A 20,440-nucleotide genomic window follows, 5' to 3' on the forward strand; every position below is an offset into this window, starting at 1 on the left:
GGTCGGCGGCGTGGGGTCGTCGACGAAGGATGGGACGAGGCCGCTTGAGGGTCCGCCGTAGCTTTTTGACGTGCCCATCCGATCAACCCCGCTGCAGTTTGCTGATGCCCTGCGCGGCCTTTTGCAAAATCGAGTTTTCCGTCTGCTCGGCCCATGACCGCAGCGTCGTCTGGTACTCCGCCACGATGCCTGTGTCCGTGAAGCACGCCCCCCAGCTCGACGCCGCCCAGCTCCCGACCTTGGTCACGGGCAATTCACGGACGAACTCCAAAAGCCGGCGCTGCAGCGTCGGATGCGCCTCGACCAGCCGGACGAGGCCGTCCGCCCCCTTGGGCTTGGCCGCGAAGTTGTCGTCCTGGAGAATCCGGCCACGGATTGCCTCGAAAACCTCCTCGGGCTCTGGCCCTGTGAGTTTCGCGATCTCGCCGACGGCCCCCCGGACCATCATCGTCGGCCCCATCAGCTTCTCGACGAGGCCCTCAAGATGGCTTGCGGCGGCCAGCCCTCCCAACGAGCTACGCTTATCACGCGTGACGAACACATACGGTCGCAGATCTACGCCCGTTAGCGGTGGGTCGATTGCCGCCCAGCCCTTCGCCCACTCGTTCTTTTCCCATTCCATGGCTTCTGCCGGGAGAGGTGCAGGTGCCGAGCGCGCAGCCTTGCGCCCGCCCTTCGCGGCAGGCTTCTCATCGTCGTCCTCCTCCGGCGCGGGCGCCCGGACGTGCTCCTCAAAACGCCGCAGCGCCTCGGGTTGGCCATCAGGGTGATTGGCCGCGAGGCGTGCGATCTGTTCGTAGAAATCTGGATAGAACCGCTCGGCGAGCATGATCTTGGCCAACACCGGACGCTGAATGTCGGCACCGAAACCGCGTTCCTCGGCAATGGCGTGTCGCAGCATCATGGAATTGAGGAAGCGTTTGATCTGGCGTGGATTGCCGCGGGTGCCCTCGCTTAGAATCTTCGTCACGTGGGCGCTGATCACGAGCGCCTGGTCGACGTCGGGCGGCATCTTGCCTGCCATGGCTTGCTCAACGGTCCTGCGATCGAGGCCACGGCTCTTCCACGGCCGTCGCATATCTTCCCGCGCCGATGCTAGCAGACTGAGGAACCGCGGGTCCTTCGGGCCGAGCGCGTTCTCCGCCAGGAGAAGGGTCACGTACACGCGCGTCTCGGTGACACCTAGCGCGGGAATTCGGAAAGGAACCTGGATCAACTTTTCCAGATAATTGCGCGCATAGCTCACCGGACCGGAGCTGGGCGGCAAGTCGGGGAAGTGCTCGCGCACTGCATACTCAATCATCAGTTCATCGGCACCGATGACAAAGGCGGTGCGTTCGACAAAAAGGAAAAGGCGGATCGCTTCGAGCGTCGCGATCGCGGTCTTCGGTAAGCAACGGTCGAGATCGTCGACGATGACGACGAGCTGGTCGATGTCGGCGGCGTCGAGAAGCTCCTTGAACTCCTCGCGGAAGGCATGAATGTGCTCCGGAAGATTATCGCTCTCATCCGGCGTTTCCTTGAGGAACTCGCCCGCCTTTTCGGCGACCCCTTTCAGATCCTCGATCGAGACATGGTCCTGGGGTTTGGCCAGGAACGAGGTAGCAACATCATACAGGCCTTTGACCTGATCGAAGGTTGGGATGCCGGTTGCCGCCGTAAATGCGAAGCCGCCAGCCTTGCGAGCAAGCTTCAGCCAGTCCACCCGCTTCAGGACCTTCTTCGCGGCGTCGGCCACCTTCGTCGACGTCGGACGGGCGCGACGAAGCTCGTCGACAATGGTTTCGATGACGACCGTTTTTGCGTCTTCGAAGCCCTCGAACGTCCAACCGTTGAACCAAAGGCAGAGGACACGATCGTCCTCCGCGAAGGCGCCCTCCAGCATTTTGAGAACGCTTGATTTGCCTGCGCCCCAATCTCCGTGGACGCCGATCGTCACCGGCGCGTCGGGCGTCTTGCGGATCAGAGTGACAACCGTCTTCGCGATGGCCTCGTAGTAGAGGAGATCGGTCGCCGTCTCCTGATCGTTCAAGAACATAGTTCCCCCCTTCGCCTACATTACGCAGGCCATAGCCTCAGCCTATTTGTTCTTCTCATTGACCCATTATCGTTCCAACCGCACGCGCAGTCGGCGCGCACGTTCCTGGAAGGCACCCTCTCCACCTTCGAGAATATCGCAGACTGCTTTCCTGATCTCTGCGTTCTCCAGACCGCCCGACCGGTACGAGATCGGCGGCAGGGAGCCGTGCGGGTGCGGTCCCGCCTCGGCAATAATGATCGGATCCGCATCGGTGTTGATCACTAGGTTCGCATTGTGCGTCACCATGATCACCTGACGGTGGGACTTGGCCTCGACGAAGAGGTGAACGAGCTCATCAAAGACCGATTTTGGATCGAGGTTCTCTTCGGGCTGGTCGATCACCAGCGGCCGGTTGTCGCTGTCATCCAGTGCCAGATAGAGAAGCAGAAGAACAATGCCGCGGGTGCCTGGCGATAGCTTGCGGATGTCGACGCCGTCGTAGTCGATGCCATAGCGGATCGTGATATGATCGGTGCTGAAAAGCCATTGGGCGAAGCGCTTCGACCAAGCGCGAAACTCCGCCTGATCCGTGTGCGCGACCGGAGAATGATCCAACAGGTCCTTCTGGTAGAGCCGCCGGAACTCCGCCATCGCGGTGATGACGGCTTCGGAATCGCCGGTCGCCCACGCGCCCTTGAGCACCTCGTTTACCTTCTGCAGCAATGTGCCCTTACCCCGGAACGCGCCAGTTTTGCGGAGGTCGATCAGGCCGTCTTCGGCCTCGTTCGCCCATTGCTCTACATCGGCCACGCGCGCGACCGAGAACGACAGCTTCTTCAACGTACCGGACGAGGCGGCGAGCCGCGCCATAAGCGGTGCGTAGAGATCTTCCAGTACCGATTGTTCCGCGACGAGCGCGTCGAAGGCCCTGCCATAGGCTTCCTCGCGCTGGGTCTGCAGGTCGCGCGCGCGATCCTTGGCGCCCTTCGCGTCGATCGCCTTCTCGGTCAGCGTTTGCAGCGTCGCGGTCTCGGTCGCGATGCTGCCCGAAAGCGCGGTGTAGCGCCGCTGGGTTTCCTTGTCCGCGCTGACCAGCTTCTCCAGCCGCGCCATTTCCGCATCGAGGACCGCCTGTGACAGCGTGGAGAGATCGGTGTCGTCTGGAAAATACGGCGTGTTCGGATCGCCCAGCGCCGGCGTCGTCCCCTTCAGGGCAGCGATTTTGCTGTCCACCCACTTCACATAATCGGCGAGATCGCTGTCGACCGGGCCTTTGTAGTCCAGCAAGAAGGCCGCCCACTGCTCAGCCGACAGGCCACTGTGCGTATGACGTGTCTGCGCCTGCCGCAATGTCTCGGGAGCCTGGTTGCGACGCAGGTCCTTCACCTCGTCCTGCAGGGCAAGAAAGGTCTGTCGCTGGCCGGCAAACTGCCGCAGCTTCGACCGGACCTGATTGGCGGCTCCGGCAAGGTCGGTATGGCGCTGGGCTCGCATTTCGCTGCCGGCCGACACGAGCTTCGCACGGTCTGCGGTGTAGGCCTCGACCAGCTTCTTCTTCTGCGCGGCCTGCGCCTCATAGGTCGCGGCCAGCTTTTCCTTCTCCAGCTCGGCGCCGATCCGTTCCGAAATCTGCGAGACGGCCTCGGCTTCACGATCACGAGCGAGACGATGCCGGGACGCGCGGTGCTCCAGCAGCTCTTCAAAGTCCAATGTGCCGTCCCGTGCGTCATCGGGGTGTGCCTCGAAGATCACCCGCTCGATCTCCCTCAGCAGGCCGTCCGTCAGGCCGCTTGAAGAGCACAGATCCTCGACGAATTGCTGCGACAGATATCGGACGCGCTCATAGCTGTAGGGTCCGTTCGCATCCGATCCGTCGAGTGCGCGCGTGCTGGGTTCACCGGCCGCCCAATTCACCTTCACCTTCCCGTCTGCGACCAGCGGTCGAGCGCGCACGAGAAAGGACGGATTGGCCCATTCCTCGGCGTTCCACGACTCGTCGGGGATAGAGTCACAACCTGCAGCGATCATGTCGGCGAGTGCAGTCTTGCCGGAACCACGCGCGCCGATGATGGCGACCAAGCCCGGATTAAGCGGAATGACGGGCGTCGTCATCCAGGGGGCGTCGAGCACGCGAACTACTTCCGAGATCACCTGCGACGGCGTGGCCGACCCGGGCGGCTCGGCGCCGACATGCGCGCGGCCGCTGGGGTCGATGCATGCCTGCCGAACTCCAACCCCCCTTTGATCCACGAGAAGCGGTCCCCGAACGGTGACGCCACATCGTCGAGCTTGTGGGCGTCGCTCCCGTGCAGGCAGGGTTTCAGCCCGCCATAGCGGGCCCGAATCTCCTCGGGGCCGAGGTCCCGCAGGCCGAGCCAAAACTCCCGCTGCGCAGGGCTGCCGGCGAAAATGACGTCGGCGGAACCCTTCGATTTCACGCCGGATCGTCTGGTCGGCAGCCTCGCGCACGCCCGACGTACCGTCTGTGGCGCCGCCGGCCACCGCGATCAGGATATTTTTCTTCGCCCAGCCGTTGCCGGTGAAAAGGTCACGCAGTTGCTGGAAGTTGACCTTGAACTGGTTGGCCCCATAGCTCAGCGCCGCGCGGTCGTCGGTGATAGCCGGATCGGCCTTCTTGCCAAGCCGGATAAGGTCCGCGCGCGTGCAATCGAAATGATCCTGCATGACGTTGAAACGCAGGCGCGACAGCAGACGCCGTAACTCTTCGATATGCTGAGGATCCTCCGGACCGACGAACAGGTGGAGGTTGACGAAGCCGCCTTTGGCGGTCGCGACATCGAGCCTAAGCTCGACATTGGGAAAGATCAGCTTGGCCGCCGGCAGTCGCCCGGCCGCCTTTTGCCTCAGCACCTCCTCATAGGTGTCGGTCACATAATAGTCGGTGACCGCGATCGCCTCGATCACGGGCGTGGCCTGCTCCAACGCGGTGAGATAGTCGTGCCACGCCGTAGGACCGCTGAACTGGTTGTTCATGACGGTGCCCGGTGCGTGAATATGCGGCTCCCACCGTCGCCATTCCGATCCTCGAGTCAGCATCTTCCCCCCTATGCGCCCACGCGATTGGCCCGCGCGGCTATGTCGGCGCATCGCGCCATAAGCGCCTCGAAGGGCTCGGCCTCCTCCAGCAGCAGCCCGTCCTCGACCATACGAAGATAGTCGTCCTCCAGCGCCTTCAGCGCATCCCCATCGGGCACAAGGCGCAGGCCGCCGTTGACCGCGACCGCGTAATCGATGGGTTCGCGGTCGGCCGCCTTCCCGGCGAAAAACATGCCTTTGTGGCGCGCGACCGCCTGGGCGAGCTCTCTATCCGCAAACGCAGTGGTCGCTAAGCCGGCCTCATCCAGCCTCGCGACATCGTGCCAATGACGCGCGAACCTGTCGCCACGCAGTCGTGCCTGCAGGCAGAAAACATGGATCGCCGTCGCCTTTTCCCAGAACGTCCGCTCGGCGTGCATGACGCGCGGCCGCGCGGTGGGAAATTCCACTGCGTCCACCAAGCCCGCCGCGTCGCAGACGACATCGCGCGGACTCGCCGGCTCACCGGTTGAGCGCGCCCCAAACTCGAGCATCACGCTCGGCGCGACATATCCCGAACCGGTCGCCGTCGCCTCGTAATCGATGAACAGCTTGTCGTCTTCGACGCGGATCGCCGCCGTCAATCCCTCGCTGGCCAGCGCTTTCGCGATGGTCGGCTGCGCCGTTCCCGCCACCCACTCGGGCAGGCGCTTGCGGACCTCGCTCGACCAGCGCTTTTCCTCGCTCCGGGTCTTCGGCAAGGCCTCGCCGTTGTCGCCCACCAGGTCAGGGGCAAGCGCGCGGATGTCATAGGTGAGGTCGACGTCCTCGGAAAATCGACGGATAACCCCGTAGGCTTTCGACAGCGACGTGCCGCCCTTGAAGACCAGGTTTTCGCCGAGGGGCGAGCCATAGAGGGCGGCAAGCGCCCAGACGACCCAGACATCCTTTTCGAGCAGGTGCGCCGGGCGACCGGACCGGTCCGCCGCGACGCCCAAAACTTCGCGGCGATCCGTGGCCGTAAGGCCGAGGAATGCGTCAGCCATGCGCCGCCTTTCCCACACTGCGCGCGAGCCAGGTCGGAAGCTGCGGCGCCGCCGCCACCAGCTCGTTGAAGGTGGTCTGCGGAAGTTTGCGCTTCAAAGCCAACAGCGCGGCCTCAGCCTTTTCGGGACCAAGCCAGGCCAGCGCCCGGACTGCCTCGCCGGCCGGCCGATTGGCCAAAGCGAGCTGCCAGCGCGGTGCGTGCCGCAGCTCGACCACCTGCTTGCCGAGGTTCATTTTCCGGGTGCGGCCCGAGGTCAAATAGACCGAGCGGACCGGAACCTGCGTCGTGAGGCCAAGGGTGTTGGCGGCCGCTGCACCGCTGGACACGATAACTTCGCCCCGCTGGCTGGCGAGCGCCTCGACCGCCTGCTCCACCGAAGGCGACCGCGTGCCAAACCGGCTCGTCACGGGACGCAGATAGACGCCGCGACCAGCGCGGATCAGCTGGCCACGCTCCGCCAGGCGCGACAAAGCTTGGTCCACCGCAGCCCGATTGCCGAGGTGGAGCAAGCTCTTGGCGGACACGGGCCTCCCCTCGGGCAACCCCTCCGCATGCGCCAAAATCTGTTCGCTCAACCGTTGCATGCTTATCTCCTGTCAGAAATATATGCAGTTTTCTGACAGTTTGCAATCGGTGGCTGCCATTCCCATCCGGCTAGATCAGCGGAGCCCCCGCATCGAGCAGGCCATCCAGAAAGTCCTCGCGCGACGGAACTGACCCCGCCCGCGTCGCCAAAGATCAGCGCCTCGACGACCTGACGGGCCAGCGAACGGGCCATCACTTGCTCCTGCGTCGAGATGTCCGTCATGGCGCGGCCATGCAGGAAGGCGCTCCTGATGTCGAAGAGCTGCTCATACTGGTCGGCATGGCTACGGCCACCGAGCAGGCCGGCAACCCGCCCTCGCATCCGGTTCGTGGCGCGCATCTTCCTGTGACGGTCGGGCGCGATGCGGAAGCTCTTCTGATAATCGGCGCGCAGGCCGAGCGCCGCCTCGATCGTCGTGATATGGGCGAGAAATTCGTCCACGCCCTCGGCTAGGAATGCGCGGACGAGGAAATGTGCGATCGGAGTCTCGAACAGCACGGATCGCTTTGCCTGCTCGACGATCGCCCAGCGGCTCTGGTCCCAGACGGTCAGTTCGGTTGGGGCATCGTCCTTCTGACGTAACTCGACCGGGCGTTCTTCCTCATAGGTTCCGCCGTAACCGTCATCATAGATGTGGTCCTCCCAGCTCAGCGTGTCGGGCGATGGCGGCGAACTCAGCCGCACGAAGAGATCGCTGTCGACGGTATGGACCCATGGCACCCGAAACCCTCGCCAATCCACTTCCGGCATGGTCGACCAGCTCTCCCAGTCCGCCAACAACAGGAAGAACAGCGCTTCTTCGAACGTGCCCGGAAAACCGTCCCTTGTGCGGTTCGATCCGCCCCAGATCCTGGCTGAAGTCCATCGAGAACATCGGAACCGCTCGCGCTTCCGGGCCGTGCTTGAACCCCACCGTCTCCTCAACGACCAGCCAGTGAAACTGAGCGAACCGAGCGGCGTCGAACTGGAACCGCGGATAGAGCCGCTTTAGCCGAGGCTCGTCGACCATGGCGCGCAACTCGTCGGACGTCAGCCGGCAGACCTTCGCCGAACCGAATGCAAGCGGCGGAAGGTCTGCCGCCAGATCGAGCGGCGCCATATGCACGCGCGTCGATTGGGTGGCGCGGAGCGCCGCATCGAGACCCGCCGCCGCTTCCTCCACACGCAGCGCCAGATGCGCCGCTGCGTCCTGCAGATGACACGGCATCCCCAACGCCCTCAACGCCGTCGAGAGCGCGAAGGCCGGTCCGGTCTTGCCGGCGCCTGGGTAGCCATCCCGGCAGATCTCACGCAGACGAACGAAGGCCGGATGCTTGAGGATATTGTCGGGCCCTGGCGGGCGGAGCCGCCACAGGTCGGCCATCGCATCGAGCATTGCGGCGCTCGGGCCGATCACCGCCTCGCTCATCAGGTTATCCGAAGCCGCCGTAACAGCTTGCCCAGGACGGCCTCATAGTCCTCGGCCTTCGAGAAGTCGGCGTAGAGCTTGCCCTTCAGGAATTCAGGCAGCTCGCACTCCTCGTACAGCAGCGGCAGCACCACGACCTCGCCGCTGGCGATCTCCCTGTTCATCGCCACGTCGAGCCTTCACGGACGGCCTGCGCATAGAGACCGCAGCGGCCCGGCTGACGACCTCGACGGAAGGATGGTCACGCAGCCACTTGGCCGCACTCACCGTCGCTATCGGCGAATGAACCACACAAAGTGAGGAAGAACCCGTTTAACTGCCAAGCGACACCCGTAATGCTCTGCCGCTGCCGGACGACGCTCAATGCAGGCGCGACGACGGCCGGCCTGTGCCCTCTACCTCAACCTAGGCGCCCTCCCGCACAGCGGGTTCGTTCCACGGCCCATTTCGGCCGTTTAATGCCACCCGATCCGACAGCCCCTTGTCGTGTCACACGACCGGGCCAAGGCACTACACCAAACCGACTTTGAAATCCTCCAGAACCTGGCCCAATCCCGGCGCGCCGAGGAGCGTCACAATACGCTTCGGCTGAAGCTTCAGTGTCGCCCGGTCGTAAATGGCGAGATTGGTCGCGTCGTTGAGGCGCGAGGGGTAAATGATTCCATCAGGCTGAGACGGGTGCTCGTGAAACGCCACCGACCATCGGCGAGCCAGGTTCTGGCGCTGCGCCCGAACGACATCCGTCGGCACGCCCATTCTGACGGCATTGTCATCCCTGAGGTCGACAAGGCGAAGGTCCGCTGTGGTCGCGATCTCCGCATAGCGCCGTTGGGTCAGCTCCACCTCCTCTATCGGAAGATCGTCGACAAGTCCTTCGCGGCGGTCGCGGAGCACCATTTCGAGGAAGCACATCTTCAGGGAGTCGCCGAGGTAGAGAACGCCAAAACGGTTGGCAGCAACGCGATGCCGAGGATCGCTGAAGCGGCTCGGCGATTTTCCGCACCGCAGCGGATCGGGATAGGTGCTCCAGTAGATCCGACCGAATGTCCGCCCCGGCGGTATGGTCTCGATTTCGAGCTTTGCGCGCCCGAAATCGGGTGGGGGGTGGAACGCCAGGCATTCAGTCGAAGTCGCCCCTGGCTATGCCTTCCGCCGCGGCCAACACCGAAGCGTCATCGCCTTGCTGAAGCGCACGAAGCCCCGTCCGCCCATCGAGCGCGCCATGAGGTGACACCAAAAACCGGTAGACAGCCCAGGCATTGTTGCCCAACGTCGCGTGAAGCGCCGGCAATGCACCGAACGGCCGGCCATTCTTGTCGAGTTGCCAGACGGGAAAGCGGAAGCCGCGCTTGGCACCATCGACCCCGAGCACCTGACCACTCTGCCGCTTGGCGTTGACCGTCACCCGCGACGTGCCGAGCAGCTTGGCAAAGGCTTCCGCACTCAGCATGCCCTCGCCGGCGACGATTTCGGCAACACGCTTGCGGCCACGCTCACGCGCCGCGGTAAGAGCCGCCTCAAGCTCGGCGTCAGGCTTGCCCATGTCCTCGACGGGAAACGCTTCATCCGAAGCAACAGTCTGTTCCTCGACCGGGGTAATTGTCTGGGCGCCGGCCGCCGGGTCGACTTCCACCCGGAACGAGACTCGATGGCCGATCTTGCAGCTGCGTGCTATTGCTTCCTGATAGCGTTCGAGCAGCACCTTCTTGAAGTCCGACTGCGAAAGCAGCTTCGTGGTGAACGCCATTGTCGTAACTCCCGCTTGGGACGGGGTCATGCTGTGATTACTGCGCTTTGGAGCGGCCATGATGACAACCTCCTGTTTCCATCAATGTGGAGGCAAAATGCAAGTTCGTCAAGTTCGATAATCTCGTAAAGTCAGCGTATCCTTAGGTCGAACGGCTGCGGATTACACGATGCCCCACGCCCGAAACCTTCCCCTCCCCGTCATCTCGCGCAGGCCGAGCTCGCCGATAAGATTGAGCGCGCCCTGCTTCGAGACTTTTAGCACCTCTTGAATCATGCCGGTCGAGACGATCGGCCGCGAGAGGACGAATTCGACCAGGTCGGCCAGTTTCGAGCTGGTGCGCCGTTGTTTGAGCCGCCGTTCCATCTGGCTTTTCGCCATCAGCAGCCGGTCGTGCTCTTTCAGCCCCACGAGTGCGGCCTCATGGATCGCATCGAGGGAGGCCAGCAACCGGTCACTGCGATTGAGTGCTCGCCGACGCTCTCGTGGAATGTTTTTTGCGCCAATATGAAGTCCGGCGAGATGGTGGGCAGCAACACCCTCCTGCCGCAGGAGCGCGGCCGCCAGCAGCGGTCCGAGCCAGATGCCATGCTGCAGCACCTCAATGTCGGACCAGGCTTCGAGCAGGATCGCCGCGCGCAACACCGCCGGCAACTCCCGCGTTTCCGCGAGGACGGCCTGCCATTCGGCCAGCCGTTCTTCTTCATTCCAGTCGAGATCGTAGATCAGGTCCGGCCGGTCACGTAGTGACGTTTCTTCTTTTCGAGCAGGCACGTTAGCTCCGTTCAGGATCCTTGATGAGCGTGCCAGGACAGCATCGATCTCGGCAAACTCCTCAGCCAGAAGATCGCCCTCAGCATCGTCCCGAACATCCGCTTCAACGGAGCTGGCTCCAGCCTCCTCCCCTTCCCGTTTTTTTTGTCCCGCCGCCGGCATGGCGCCACCCCGGCCGGTCAGGGCCAAAAACCCGTCGCGGCCGAGCGCCCAGTCCGGCTTTTGCGAAAAAATTCGCCGGCGGGCGCGGAGCACGGCGTGGGCGCGGGTGAGCTCGTGGGTCGGGGTGCGGACGTCCATGTGTGCGTCGTGCAGGACGAGGTCCTCGAGGTGGACGAGTTCGCCTTCGAGCCAGAGCGCGGCGGCGGCATCGGCGAAATGCTGGCGCTCGACAAACCCTTCGCGCACCGGCGAACGGGCCAGCCGCTCGTCGAGCCGCGCCAAAGCCTCGGTGGAGCGGGCCACCGATCCTATCAGGGTTTCGAGGAACAAAAGACCGATGTCGTAAGCCATTGTTTTCATGATGGCTGATTCGCGATAGTCAAGCTATCCGGAATTTAAGTTGACTTTCAGTTGATTTTCTCTGGAGTCTTTTTCACTATCGGTAATGACCTCTTATCGATAGCGATCAATAGTTCGCTGATTCGACTCTTAACCGCTCATATCAAGCGATTACTTCAATGTATCTGCTGCGCTATTCCAGTCCTGGCGTTGGAGTGTCGCTCCTCACCTCCTCCACCACTCACCAGCCCGACGGGAATATCGCCCGCCAGCAGCTTCTCCTTGCTGAGCAGCGCGGCAACCTCAAGCGCCTCGAAATCGGGCAAGTCCCGCTGTGTCGAGGCCAAAGTGCAACAGGAAAGTCTTGGTCGTGACGTAGGTGTAAGGCGTGCCAAATTGCGGGCTGCGCGGCCCGGAGGCGATAAAATCCTGCGACCGGAGCGCCCCGATCGGGTCGCGGCTGAACGCCTTCAGTGTCTCCCGACGCTTCTTGAAGTTTGGCCTGATCCCTGATGTTGAAATGATTGATGAGGACTGTGGTGCCCGGGTAAATATAGGCGTCACTCATCAAGCGGCACGGGCACGCCTTGCTTCGACATAGGCATCGCCCAGCTGATCGCAGTCCGCTGGCTCAACGGCCCGGCCTCTTCGCACAGGACGAGGAACTCGTTCGAACAGGTTCGGCTCGTCTCGCGACACGGCCATTGCCGAAAGCGCAGCCTTGTGACCATCCGCCAGCATCGCTGCGACGATCGGCTCAAGCGGTTTCTGGTCGAGGGCTCTGATGACCAGTTTGGCAAGCCGCAACGCGTGCGCTCGATCCCCCATAGAGCTCGCCGTTTGCCCTTTTCAAAGGTGCGCACGTACGGAGTTCGCATACTTCATCAAGGGCTAGGGTGATCGGACGCAACGAACCCAAAGTGAGCTAGCCGCGGCTGATTTGCCCATCCACCATGTTTTCAACACCTTTCCTTGCTCCAGGCTCGAGACGGAACAAAGTACGAACAAACAAATTGCTAGTTGTTGACCGACTCGTCGAATCACGTTTTGTTCTAGTCTCAAGGACGCTGGTTAACAGACCGTTTCCACGCAGGGAATTGCCTTCGATGCTCCCAAATGGCTGAGATAGCGCGTTCACGCTTGAAGATCATGCACTCAGGATATGAGACTGCATCCTTCGCATCGCGGGCGAATGAATTGGCAGCGTTTCGATGATGAGGGCCTCGGCAGGATGGCCAGCCCGCTCACGCCGATCATACTTCGTCGACAAAGAATAACGACACAAGGCTGGCCTCGAGGCTACAGTGGAACAATCCAGGGCTTCCAGACACTGGTGGTGGCGCATCGCTTTATCCTTGGCTCTCTTCGCCGGCACCACCCACACGCGCGAAGTTTCGCGGTCGAAGTGCGTTTCGACCTTGCGCCCCTTCGACTCGGCGGCATCTGACCAGCCGTCTTCCGTCTTAATCGAACGGAGGTGCCTTCGCTCCGCTTCAAGCTTGGTCAGTACAGCTTGGCGCGGTTGCCATTCGGCGATCCCAACGTCGGATTTGGCCGCCGGCCGGTGCAGCGCCGGCGGTGGTCACATTAAGAAAAAGTGGAGAGATCAGGATGACTTTCATAACTTGCCTCTAATCGTTTATTCCAATGACCGCCTTCTGACGCCCGCAGCTGACACCAGCCTGAAGCCCTCGGATATTTGCGCCACGAGGTTCAGGGTAGCGTCAGGTTCTGTCAATAAGAATCCTGCGTGCGAATGGGAGCTCGGCACACCTGATGCGAATACTGCTCATTGAAGACGACAAGGACCTTGGCAGTGCGGTACGCGAACATACGATGGCTGACGGCCACGCGGTCGACTGGGCCAAGGACCTGTCCGAAGCGCGGGGTTACGCAAGTGTGGTCTCCTACGAGCTTGCTCTGCTCGACATTCACCTGCCAGACGGTAACGGCATCGAGTACGTGCGGGAGATGAGCAACCGGCTTCCTTCGACACCGGTCATCATCGTGTCAGCTCGCGATCAGATCTCGGACCGCATCGAGGCGCTCAACGCAGGTGCCTGCGACTATTTGGTCAAGCCGTTCGATCTCGGTGAACTTTCCGCGCGCATTCGTGCCGTGGCGCGTCGTCATGGGCAGTTCCCGGAGCCGATATTTTCGGTCGGGAAGCTTGTGATACACTCGGCCGAGCGGCGCCTCTACCGCGATGGGCAGGAGGTCCACCTGACTGCACGAGAATGGGCGATTCTCAACTGCCTTCTGTGCCGGCCCGGAACGGTAGTTTCGAAGGGCAAGATCGAGGAGACGCTCTATTCCTTCGGTTCGGAGATTGAGAGCAACACAGTGGAAGTTTATGTCAGCCGGCTCCGCAAGAAGATCGGCGCGCATCTAATAGAGACGGTGCGTGGCATGGGGTACAGGCTCGTGGTCAGGTGACGAACCCGCGCAGCATGACGCGCAGATTGATACTGTTGCTCGGCGCCGCAACGCTCGTGGGCTGGGTTTCCGTCGCCGCCATTGCTGCGCACAGGCTGCGCACAGTCATCAACCGAGACGCCGACAGATTGATGGAGATAACCGCCTTGTTCTCGGCGCCGGGGTACGCTCTTCTGGCGAAGAGGAATCCGGAGGCCGATGCCCTTCTTAGAATACCTCATCCGCGCAGTTTCGAAGACTATTGGACTATGCGTATTCAAGTTCTAAAGGCTGACGGGGAGGTGCTCTTCTATTCCATGGAAGTCCCACCGAAGCCATTCCCTTCTGCTCCACTGGATGAAGGATTTCGGGATACCGCTACTGACCGCATCTATACAACGAAAATCCTAGACGACGTGTTCCTTCAGGTCGCCCAACCGTTCTCGTTCCGCGATCAGAAAGTCAAGAGCGCGACAGTTAAGGTCTTCGTTCCAATCCTCATCTTCCTGCCCATTAATATAGCCCTCTCGTGGATCGTGATCCGGCGGTCGCTGCGGCCCGTAGAAATTCTGCGACGGGAGATCGAACTCCGAGACGGCGGCAATCTCTCACCCATGGGCTCGAGCGGCCTCCCGGCAGAATTGGCCCCCATCGCAGCCTCCGTCGATCGGCTACTCGAACGTCTGCGGACGGCCCTCAATGCCGAACGCGAGTTCGCCGAAAACAGCGCACATGAACTTCGCACACCGATCGCAGCCTCGCTCGCTCAGATGCAGAGGTTATTGGCCGAAATTCCCGAGGGCCAGGCGAAAACGCGTGCGCGCGGCATCGAGAGATCGCTGTCGAACCTTGGGCACCTTGTCGAAAAACTGCGTCAACTCGCGCAGGCCGAATCGGGGATCGGCATCGCAGACCATGCGATCGATCTTGTTCAAATGGTTCGGCTAGTAATTGATGACCTCGGGAAAAAGCCGCAATTTGCCGGACCGATAATCCTTGACGTTGATGACTGCCCCACTTTGATGCGCAAAGTAGACGTCGAACTGTTTGCTATCCTCCTTCGTAACCTAATCGAGAATGCGCTCACGCATGGACTGCGCGATGCTACGACAACCGTTTCCGTCCGAACTGATGGAACCATTGCCATTGCAAACGCGGGACCGGTGGTGCCCCTCCCAGAACTTAAAGCGATAACAAGACGATTTAGGCGTGGTGCGACCTCAGCGGTGGGCTCAGGCCTTGGTCTATCCATCGCTAGTACGGTGATCGAACGGATAGGTGGCAGTCTTGAACTTGCGTCGCCTGCCCGTGGTCGCGAGGATGGTTTTGAGGCGATTATTCGAATCCCTCGAGTTGCAACGACTGAGTTGGGCGTAGGAAGGATTGTACGCTTCTAGTCTAGTGCGCATCCATAAACCGCTGTTTTTGCGAGTGTTCTGTGCCAGTTTGGCGGCTCAATCCATGCTGTTCTTGCGGCGCGTTATGGCGCGATGTTGAGATCGCGACCGAGGTGTTTGCAACGGTCATGCGGGCATAAGGTATCGGCCGCGGTTGCCGGCATGCCCATTGAGGGGCGACCCGATGAGTGGGGTCAGTTGGGTGTGAGGCGGGCGAAGAGGGCGAGGTTGTAAGCGACCACCGAGGACCAGACGTAAGCCTTGAAGCGGGTGAGCCCACGCCAGGTGCAGCAGGCCAGACCGTAGGCGCGTTTCAGGCAGGAGATGTCGGCCTCGATGCCGGCGCGGAAGTTCCTCAGCTTGCGGTAGACCCAGCGGCTCTGACCATGTCTTCTATTTTGAGGCCCGCCTTCTTGTGGAAGGCCATGTCGCGCACGCCCCAGGCCTTGGCCTGGCTCAGATTGGCACGGCTGGCAAAGCCGCCATCGGCGGCCCGCCTGCCGCGGCGCTTGGCCATAAAAGGCGATGTGGCGCTCCAGCATTGGCAGCAGGCGCTCGCTGTCGGCCGGGTTGCCGGCCTCGATGACGGGAGTCAGGATCAGGCCGCTTCTGCCGGTGGTCAGATTGATTGGCCGTAATCGACATCGCGACGGCCCTTGACGATGATGTCGGCATGCGGCTCGAAGAGGCTTACCAGCTTCTCGCCGGCGGGCACCGCCTCGCCGCCCAGGACCCGCCGCTCGGTCTGGGCAATGATCTGCTCGATCAGCGGCCGGTAGTGGCAGACGGTGGCCTGCCAGAGTTCGCCGGCCGGGCCCGTCGCCAGGGGCAACTGCGCCGCCGCCTGGTCCAGATAGGCCAGGGTTTTGTGGGTGATCCTGAGCAGCTCGCGATAGGACTTGACCCGTTGGAGACGGCTGCGGGCATACTCGATCGTGCGGGCCCGCTTCTTCGCCGCGCGGCAGTGATCATGCCATGGGGTGGCGCTGCCCAGGGCATCGGCCGCGTAGAGCAGCCGCACCATCACCCGCACCGCGTCCCATAACAGGCTGTTGTCGCTTGGCGTGTGGATGAATGCTGCGGTGACGGTGCTGTCGACACGTACGACCTTGCCGTTTTCCAACCTGTCCCGCCGGGCGCTCGTTCGCCGACACGCCGCAGAACCGGCTTCATGAACTGCTTGCGTGGAATTGGCAGTCCCGCCAGATCCTTATGGCCTTGGCCGCGTGAACAGCGCAGGGAACAGTTCCTCCGTCAGGACCAAGGACTTCGCCTTGTCCACATGGTCTGCAATCACCCCCTTCCGATGCAGACGATCCGTCACATCCCAACCGAAGCGCTTCCAGGCGCATCGTTCTTTGTGCAGCGTCAGTCAATGCAGCGCCAAGACCGCATCGCCGATCTTGTCCGTGTCGAACTCCATCCGCCCAGTCTGGCACAGATCACGCATCTGCCGCGGCCCAGACTGGATGGTTACACAACAGTCGGCACGAAGGCAGTAGAATATCTTGCAGCACCGAAGCTGACTTTTTGCGTGCTTCGCGGCGCCAGGCGGAGACCTGCCGCGGCCTGAGACCATAACGGCGGGCGACCTCGGAAATGATTGCATTCGGCTCCAGCGTATCGGCGATTATCCGTGCTTGTCATCCACGGACCACCGACGCCGGCTGCTAGCACCGTTGATCACCTCGAAACGTCGAGGCTGCCGCTCCAGACACAAGCCGATCTCCGATTTCAACGAAGAGGTCGAGCGACAAGATCCTTCCCTCACCGACAGACCCCGGCGCCACGCGGGATCGGGGTCGCAAACCGCGGGTAGTTTCAGGCTGCTGTCAGCTTTGTCTGCCAGAAGGTTGTTCTTGGAACAAACATTCAGGAGACCTTCTGAAAACCGTCCGATGTGCCCTATCGCGGGCCATCTGCAAACACGTGACCCCAAAAGGAAGACGTACGAATTATTACCTCACCAAAAGATACCGCCCCCGCCGGCCTCCCGAAGCCCTCGACGGAATTTCGTCTGACTGGCTTCGCACCGTACTTGCTGCGACGGCGCTGGCCCTGGTCACGACCGCTCCAGCGACAGCCGCCACCAACCACGATAACCCGTGCGAGAACGACCGCCGCCCTGCGAGTGCTCGGGGGACGCGCAGGCCAAGTGACTCTATGGCAAAGTTGCTGCGCGTCCTGTTAACCCGCAGCCCCCTTCGAGCCGGAGCAGAACACGCAGCGCTGCTCGGGTATCGGTTGACCGGCTGCCGAGCGCGGGCAAACCAGTGGCCGCGGTGCTTGCGCAGCACGCGATCGACACGTCTGCCGACATGATAGTCATGGGCGCTTATGGCAGCCTTCGGCTGCGTGAGCGGCTGTTTGGCGGCGTCACGAGATGGATTTTCGAGAAGCCGACGTTGCCGCTGTTTTTGGCGCGCTGACTGGTTCCGGGAGTTGCACTGATGCTGTTCGAAGCTCCAGTCCGCTGGGTGACCTATTCGGATGCCATCGGGAGAAAGATCGCGACGGCGCGAAGCTCTTCGGAGCCAATCTGCACGCGGTGTCACCGGAAATACGCCCCCGAAGCTCGCGTGACGTCCGTGCGGTTCGCTTCGAGACGAAACTCACCGGGCCGGCACAAACTTAATCGGCGACGCGACCGCCGCCGCCGAAACCATCGGCGTCGCACGAGCGGTAGACGAAGCCGGTTGTGAAGAAATCCCTTGCTCCCCTTGATCAGGACAGCACGTTGGTCGCAGTGATTGAGATGAGCCAGACAAAGTGGCTCGTTGCTGCGACGGTCCCTGGCCTTGAACGTCACCCTCTCAAGAAGCTCGATGCCGACCCGGATTCGGTGCTCAGGCTGTTGCGCCGCTGGCGCAGCGAAGCCATCCAAGCCGGGCGTGAAGTCCGGCGCATCGTTGTCGCCTATGAGGCTGGACGCGACGGCTTTTGGTTGGCGCGCTGGCTCCAGGCACGCGCTGTCGAAGCTTATGTCATACATCCATCGAGCGTCGCGGTTTCCCGCGAACATCGGCGTGCAAGACCGATCGCCTCGATACCGAACTGCTGATGCGCGCCTTTCTTGGCTGGCTGCTGGGCGAGAAGCGCCACTGCAGCATGGCAGCCATCCCAACCATCGATGAGGAGGAGGCCCGCCGTCCGAACCGTGAACGAGACAATCTCGTCCGCGAACGTACACGGATCGTCAACCGCATCAAGGCCGTCCTCGCTCGCTTCGGCATTCGCGCCTTCAAACCTAATCTGCGCAAAGCTGCCGAGAAACTGGAGGCTCTGCATACCGCGGAAGGTATGCCCCTACCGGAACGAAGCCGAGCCGAGTTGCGCCGTAATCTCGTGCGTGAACAAATCCACGAGATCGAACAGGAGCGGTTGCGACAGCGCTCGGTGGTTCTGGACACGGAGAAGGATCCGCTCGCAATGGTTCGCCTCCTTGCGCAGATCAGCGGTGTCGGTATCGAGACTGCGGACATGCTGGTGAACGAAATTCTCTCACGCGGCCTGCGCGTTAATTCGTCCTCTCCGCCCCAACGCTCTTCGCCAGCTCAACAACGCTTGGCTTTGTTGTTTCATGAGCAGCATTCGCATCTGCCGAGCTTCCAGGTCCACGCAAAGAACCCGTTGCCATGCAGGATCGCCGTCGCGCAAACCGCCGGTAGCTTTCAGGCTGCCGTCAGCAAAGGCTGCTACAAGGGTTGTTATAGGGACAATCAGTTCCCCTTCCGGGGTATTGCCAATCGTTTTAAGCGCCAAGCGGTGCCCTTCGGCGGTGTCCGATGTCCGACAATGTCGGATACGCAACATAGCAGAGTCCGATAATCACATTGCCAAAACGGTTTTCTCACTTGGCACGTTCGTGCTGGTCATGGCAACCGTCACGAACCCAGGAGAGTCGTCCCATGATCCCCCACCAAAAAATGCCACCTTTCCCGACGTACTCAAAGACAACGCTCGAGTCAGGCTTGGCAGCATGCTGACGGCTCATCTGGCCCGGCGCTGCCCACCGATCCGCGTTCTCCCACTGAGGGCGACGAGAACGCAGCACCTTCAAAATGAGGGACAACTCACTCCGCCTGGAACCTTGCCCATTGCCCAGTCACCACAACCGAAGCCATCGATGAACCTTCGGTCTGGCTGGTTGCGCGGGACACTTTTTGCGACCGCGCTGGCGTTTGTGACCACCGCTCCGGTTCTGGCGGCCACCGATGACACCAAGGCAACGCATTTCCTGCTCGACAACGGCATGAAGGTGGTCGTCAACCCCGATCACCACGCTCCCATCGTCACCCACATGGTGTTGTACATGGTCGGCAGCGCCGACGAGCCGCCGGGGAAATCCGGCATCGCGTATTTGATCGAGCATCTGATGTTCAAAGGGACGGCCAATCACGCCGCCGGGGAGTTGAACCGCATAGTGGCCGAGATCGGCTGCCTCTACCACGCCTTCATCTCTCACGACTACACCGCGCTCTGCGAAAGAGTGGCTCCCTCGGAATTGGGGCAGATGATGAGCTTCGAGGCTGACCGCATGCGCAATCTCACCCTAACGGACGATGCCATCGACACCGAGCGGGACGTGATCCTGGAGGAGCGCCGCTTGACGATCGACAACGATCCGCAAGCGGTGCTCGATGAGGAGGTGGTCACCGCGCTTTGGCAGAGCCAGCCCTACCGAATCCCGGTGATCGGCTGGATGCACGAGATCGAGAAGCTGAATCGCACCGACGCCGTGGCTTTTTATGATCGTTACTACCGGCCGAACAACGCCGTGCTAGTGGTGGCGGGCGATGTCGAGCCGGAGACGGTGAAGGCGCTGGCCGAGAAGACCTATGGCAAGGTCCCGCGTGGACCGGAACTGCCTCCACGCGACCGCCCGTCTGAGCCGGTGCAGAACACCAGGCGCACATTGACGCTGAGCGATGGCCGCGTTTCAGTCCCCTCCTTCACCAGGCATTGGGTGGTGCCGTCCTATCGCACCGCTGAAGCCGGGGAAGCCGAGGCGCTAGACCTGCTGGCCCAGATTCTCGGCGCGGGCAACCGCAGCCGGCTATACCAGCAGCTTGTCGTCAAGCAAGGCATCGCGGCCGAGGCCCGCGCATTTTTCCAGGGCGCCATGCGCGATGACAGCCACTTCAGCATCAGCGGCTCGCCGCGCGGCGACGCCAAGCTTGCCGACATCGGGGCCGCGGTCGACGCCGAGATCGCCCGCATAGCCAGGAACGGTGTCACCAGCGACGAGTTGGAGAGGACGAAGGAACGCTATGTCCGCTCCGTAATCTTTGCCCAGGACTCCATCGCCAACATGTATGGCCTCACGCTTGCCACCGGCGGCAACGTGAAAGACGTCGAGGAATGGCCGGACCGCATTCGCAAGGTCACCGCCGATCAGGTTAAGGCCGTTGCCGCCCGCTATCTCACGTCCGACCATTCAACCACCGGTTATCTCTTGCCCAAGGAGAATTGATTCCATGTCAGACCAACTCCGCAGCGTCATTGCAC

General features: G+C 61.8%; 17 protein-coding genes and 4 pseudogenes. 6 read left to right on the plus strand and 15 right to left on the minus strand.

Going from position 1 to position 20,440, the window contains the following annotated elements; genetic code table 11:
* Nucleotides 1-82 precede the first annotated feature (82 nt).
* From qatA to IHQ72_RS37285, 12 genes and pseudogenes are all read right to left on the minus strand, one after another.
* A complete protein-coding gene (gene qatA, locus IHQ72_RS33465) occupies nt 83-2,038 on the minus strand; it encodes a Qat anti-phage system ATPase QatA (RefSeq protein ID WP_258120039.1) in 1,956 nt (651 codons plus the stop codon).
* 66 nt (nt 2,039-2,104) lie between these two features.
* A pseudogene (locus IHQ72_RS33470) lies at nt 2,105-5,077 on the minus strand (TrlF family AAA-like ATPase).
* A gap of 8 nt (nt 5,078-5,085) precedes the next feature.
* Nucleotides 5,086-6,102, minus strand: coding sequence for a nucleotidyl transferase AbiEii/AbiGii toxin family protein (locus tag IHQ72_RS33475; RefSeq protein ID WP_258120044.1), 1,017 nt, complete (start codon nt 6,100-6,102; stop codon nt 5,086-5,088).
* A complete protein-coding gene (locus tag IHQ72_RS33480; RefSeq protein ID WP_258120045.1) occupies nt 6,095-6,688 on the minus strand; it encodes a DUF6088 family protein in 594 nt (197 codons plus the stop codon). The genes IHQ72_RS33475 and IHQ72_RS33480 overlap by 8 nt, the downstream gene beginning before the upstream one ends.
* Nucleotides 6,689-6,690: 2 nt before the next feature.
* The gene (locus IHQ72_RS33485; protein ID WP_258120049.1) at nt 6,691-7,374 is read right to left on the minus strand and encodes a hypothetical protein; all 684 of its coding nucleotides are present in this window, start codon (nt 7,372-7,374) and stop codon (nt 6,691-6,693) included.
* Nucleotides 7,316-8,098, minus strand: a complete 783-nt coding sequence (locus IHQ72_RS33490) for a hypothetical protein (protein ID WP_258120050.1) — start codon at nt 8,096-8,098, stop codon at nt 7,316-7,318. Before IHQ72_RS33490 ends, IHQ72_RS33485 begins: the two co-directional genes overlap by 59 nt.
* Nucleotides 8,098-8,268: a toll/interleukin-1 receptor domain-containing protein gene (locus IHQ72_RS33495; RefSeq protein WP_258120052.1), complete on the minus strand. Its 171-nt coding sequence runs from the start codon at nt 8,266-8,268 to the stop codon at nt 8,098-8,100. The genes IHQ72_RS33490 and IHQ72_RS33495 overlap by 1 nt, the downstream gene beginning before the upstream one ends.
* 340 nt (nt 8,269-8,608) lie before the next feature.
* Entirely contained in the window at nt 8,609-9,133 is a 525-nt protein-coding gene (locus tag IHQ72_RS33500) for an RES family NAD+ phosphorylase (RefSeq protein ID WP_374120422.1), read from the minus strand.
* 85 nt (nt 9,134-9,218) lie between these two features.
* A complete protein-coding gene (locus tag IHQ72_RS33505) occupies nt 9,219-9,845 on the minus strand; it encodes an XRE family transcriptional regulator (protein WP_258120054.1) in 627 nt (208 codons plus the stop codon).
* A gap of 162 nt (nt 9,846-10,007) precedes the next feature.
* Nucleotides 10,008-11,132 carry an RHE_PE00001 family protein gene (locus tag IHQ72_RS33510; protein ID WP_309508724.1) on the minus strand — a complete coding sequence of 375 codons (1,125 nt, stop codon included), beginning with the start codon at nt 11,130-11,132 and terminating at the stop codon, nt 10,008-10,010.
* 164 nt (nt 11,133-11,296) lie between these two features.
* Nucleotides 11,297-11,591 (minus strand): annotated as a pseudogene (locus IHQ72_RS33515) (SMC-Scp complex subunit ScpB); the annotation flags it as partial.
* Between the two features lie 676 nt (nt 11,592-12,267).
* Nucleotides 12,268-12,690 carry a PepSY domain-containing protein gene (locus IHQ72_RS37285; protein WP_374120423.1) on the minus strand — a complete coding sequence of 141 codons (423 nt, stop codon included), beginning with the start codon at nt 12,688-12,690 and terminating at the stop codon, nt 12,268-12,270.
* A gap of 206 nt (nt 12,691-12,896) precedes the next feature.
* Here IHQ72_RS37285 and IHQ72_RS33520 point away from each other — a divergent pair, with 206 nt between their 5' ends.
* Entirely contained in the window at nt 12,897-13,556 is a 660-nt protein-coding gene (locus IHQ72_RS33520; protein ID WP_258120056.1) for a response regulator transcription factor, read from the plus strand.
* A 14-nt stretch (nt 13,557-13,570) separates the two neighbouring features.
* Complete coding sequence (locus IHQ72_RS33525; protein ID WP_258120058.1) at nt 13,571-14,932, plus strand: sensor histidine kinase; 1,362 nt, start codon at nt 13,571-13,573, stop codon at nt 14,930-14,932.
* Between the two features lie 194 nt (nt 14,933-15,126).
* Here the strand turns inward: IHQ72_RS33525 and IHQ72_RS33530 are convergent.
* From IHQ72_RS33530 to IHQ72_RS37290, 3 genes and pseudogenes are all read right to left on the minus strand, one after another.
* Nucleotides 15,127-16,073: pseudogene (locus tag IHQ72_RS33530) on the minus strand (ISNCY family transposase); the annotation flags it as partial.
* A gap of 69 nt (nt 16,074-16,142) precedes the next feature.
* Nucleotides 16,143-16,304, minus strand: coding sequence for a DUF6429 family protein (locus IHQ72_RS33535; RefSeq protein ID WP_258124026.1), 162 nt, complete (start codon nt 16,302-16,304; stop codon nt 16,143-16,145).
* A gap of 70 nt (nt 16,305-16,374) precedes the next feature.
* Nucleotides 16,375-16,566 carry a transposase gene (locus IHQ72_RS37290; RefSeq protein WP_374120424.1) on the minus strand — a complete coding sequence of 64 codons (192 nt, stop codon included), beginning with the start codon at nt 16,564-16,566 and terminating at the stop codon, nt 16,375-16,377.
* A 585-nt stretch (nt 16,567-17,151) separates the two neighbouring features.
* Here IHQ72_RS37290 and IHQ72_RS33540 point away from each other — a divergent pair.
* The 4 genes and pseudogenes from IHQ72_RS33540 to IHQ72_RS33555 all read left to right on the plus strand — a co-directional run.
* Nucleotides 17,152-17,361 (plus strand): annotated as a pseudogene (locus IHQ72_RS33540) (universal stress protein); the annotation flags it as partial.
* A gap of 326 nt (nt 17,362-17,687) precedes the next feature.
* Complete coding sequence (locus IHQ72_RS33545; RefSeq protein WP_258120059.1) at nt 17,688-17,993, plus strand: hypothetical protein; 306 nt, start codon at nt 17,688-17,690, stop codon at nt 17,991-17,993.
* Entirely contained in the window at nt 17,993-18,760 is a 768-nt protein-coding gene (locus IHQ72_RS33550) for a hypothetical protein (RefSeq protein ID WP_258120061.1), read from the plus strand. The genes IHQ72_RS33545 and IHQ72_RS33550 overlap by 1 nt, the downstream gene beginning before the upstream one ends.
* A gap of 298 nt (nt 18,761-19,058) precedes the next feature.
* The gene (locus IHQ72_RS33555) at nt 19,059-20,405 is read left to right on the plus strand and encodes a M16 family metallopeptidase (protein WP_258120063.1); all 1,347 of its coding nucleotides are present in this window, start codon (nt 19,059-19,061) and stop codon (nt 20,403-20,405) included.
* The last annotated feature ends 35 nt before the right edge of the window (nt 20,406-20,440 follow it).

The organism is Mesorhizobium onobrychidis (assembly GCF_024707545.1).
Taxonomy (GTDB): Bacteria; Pseudomonadota; Alphaproteobacteria; order Rhizobiales; family Rhizobiaceae; genus Mesorhizobium; species Mesorhizobium onobrychidis.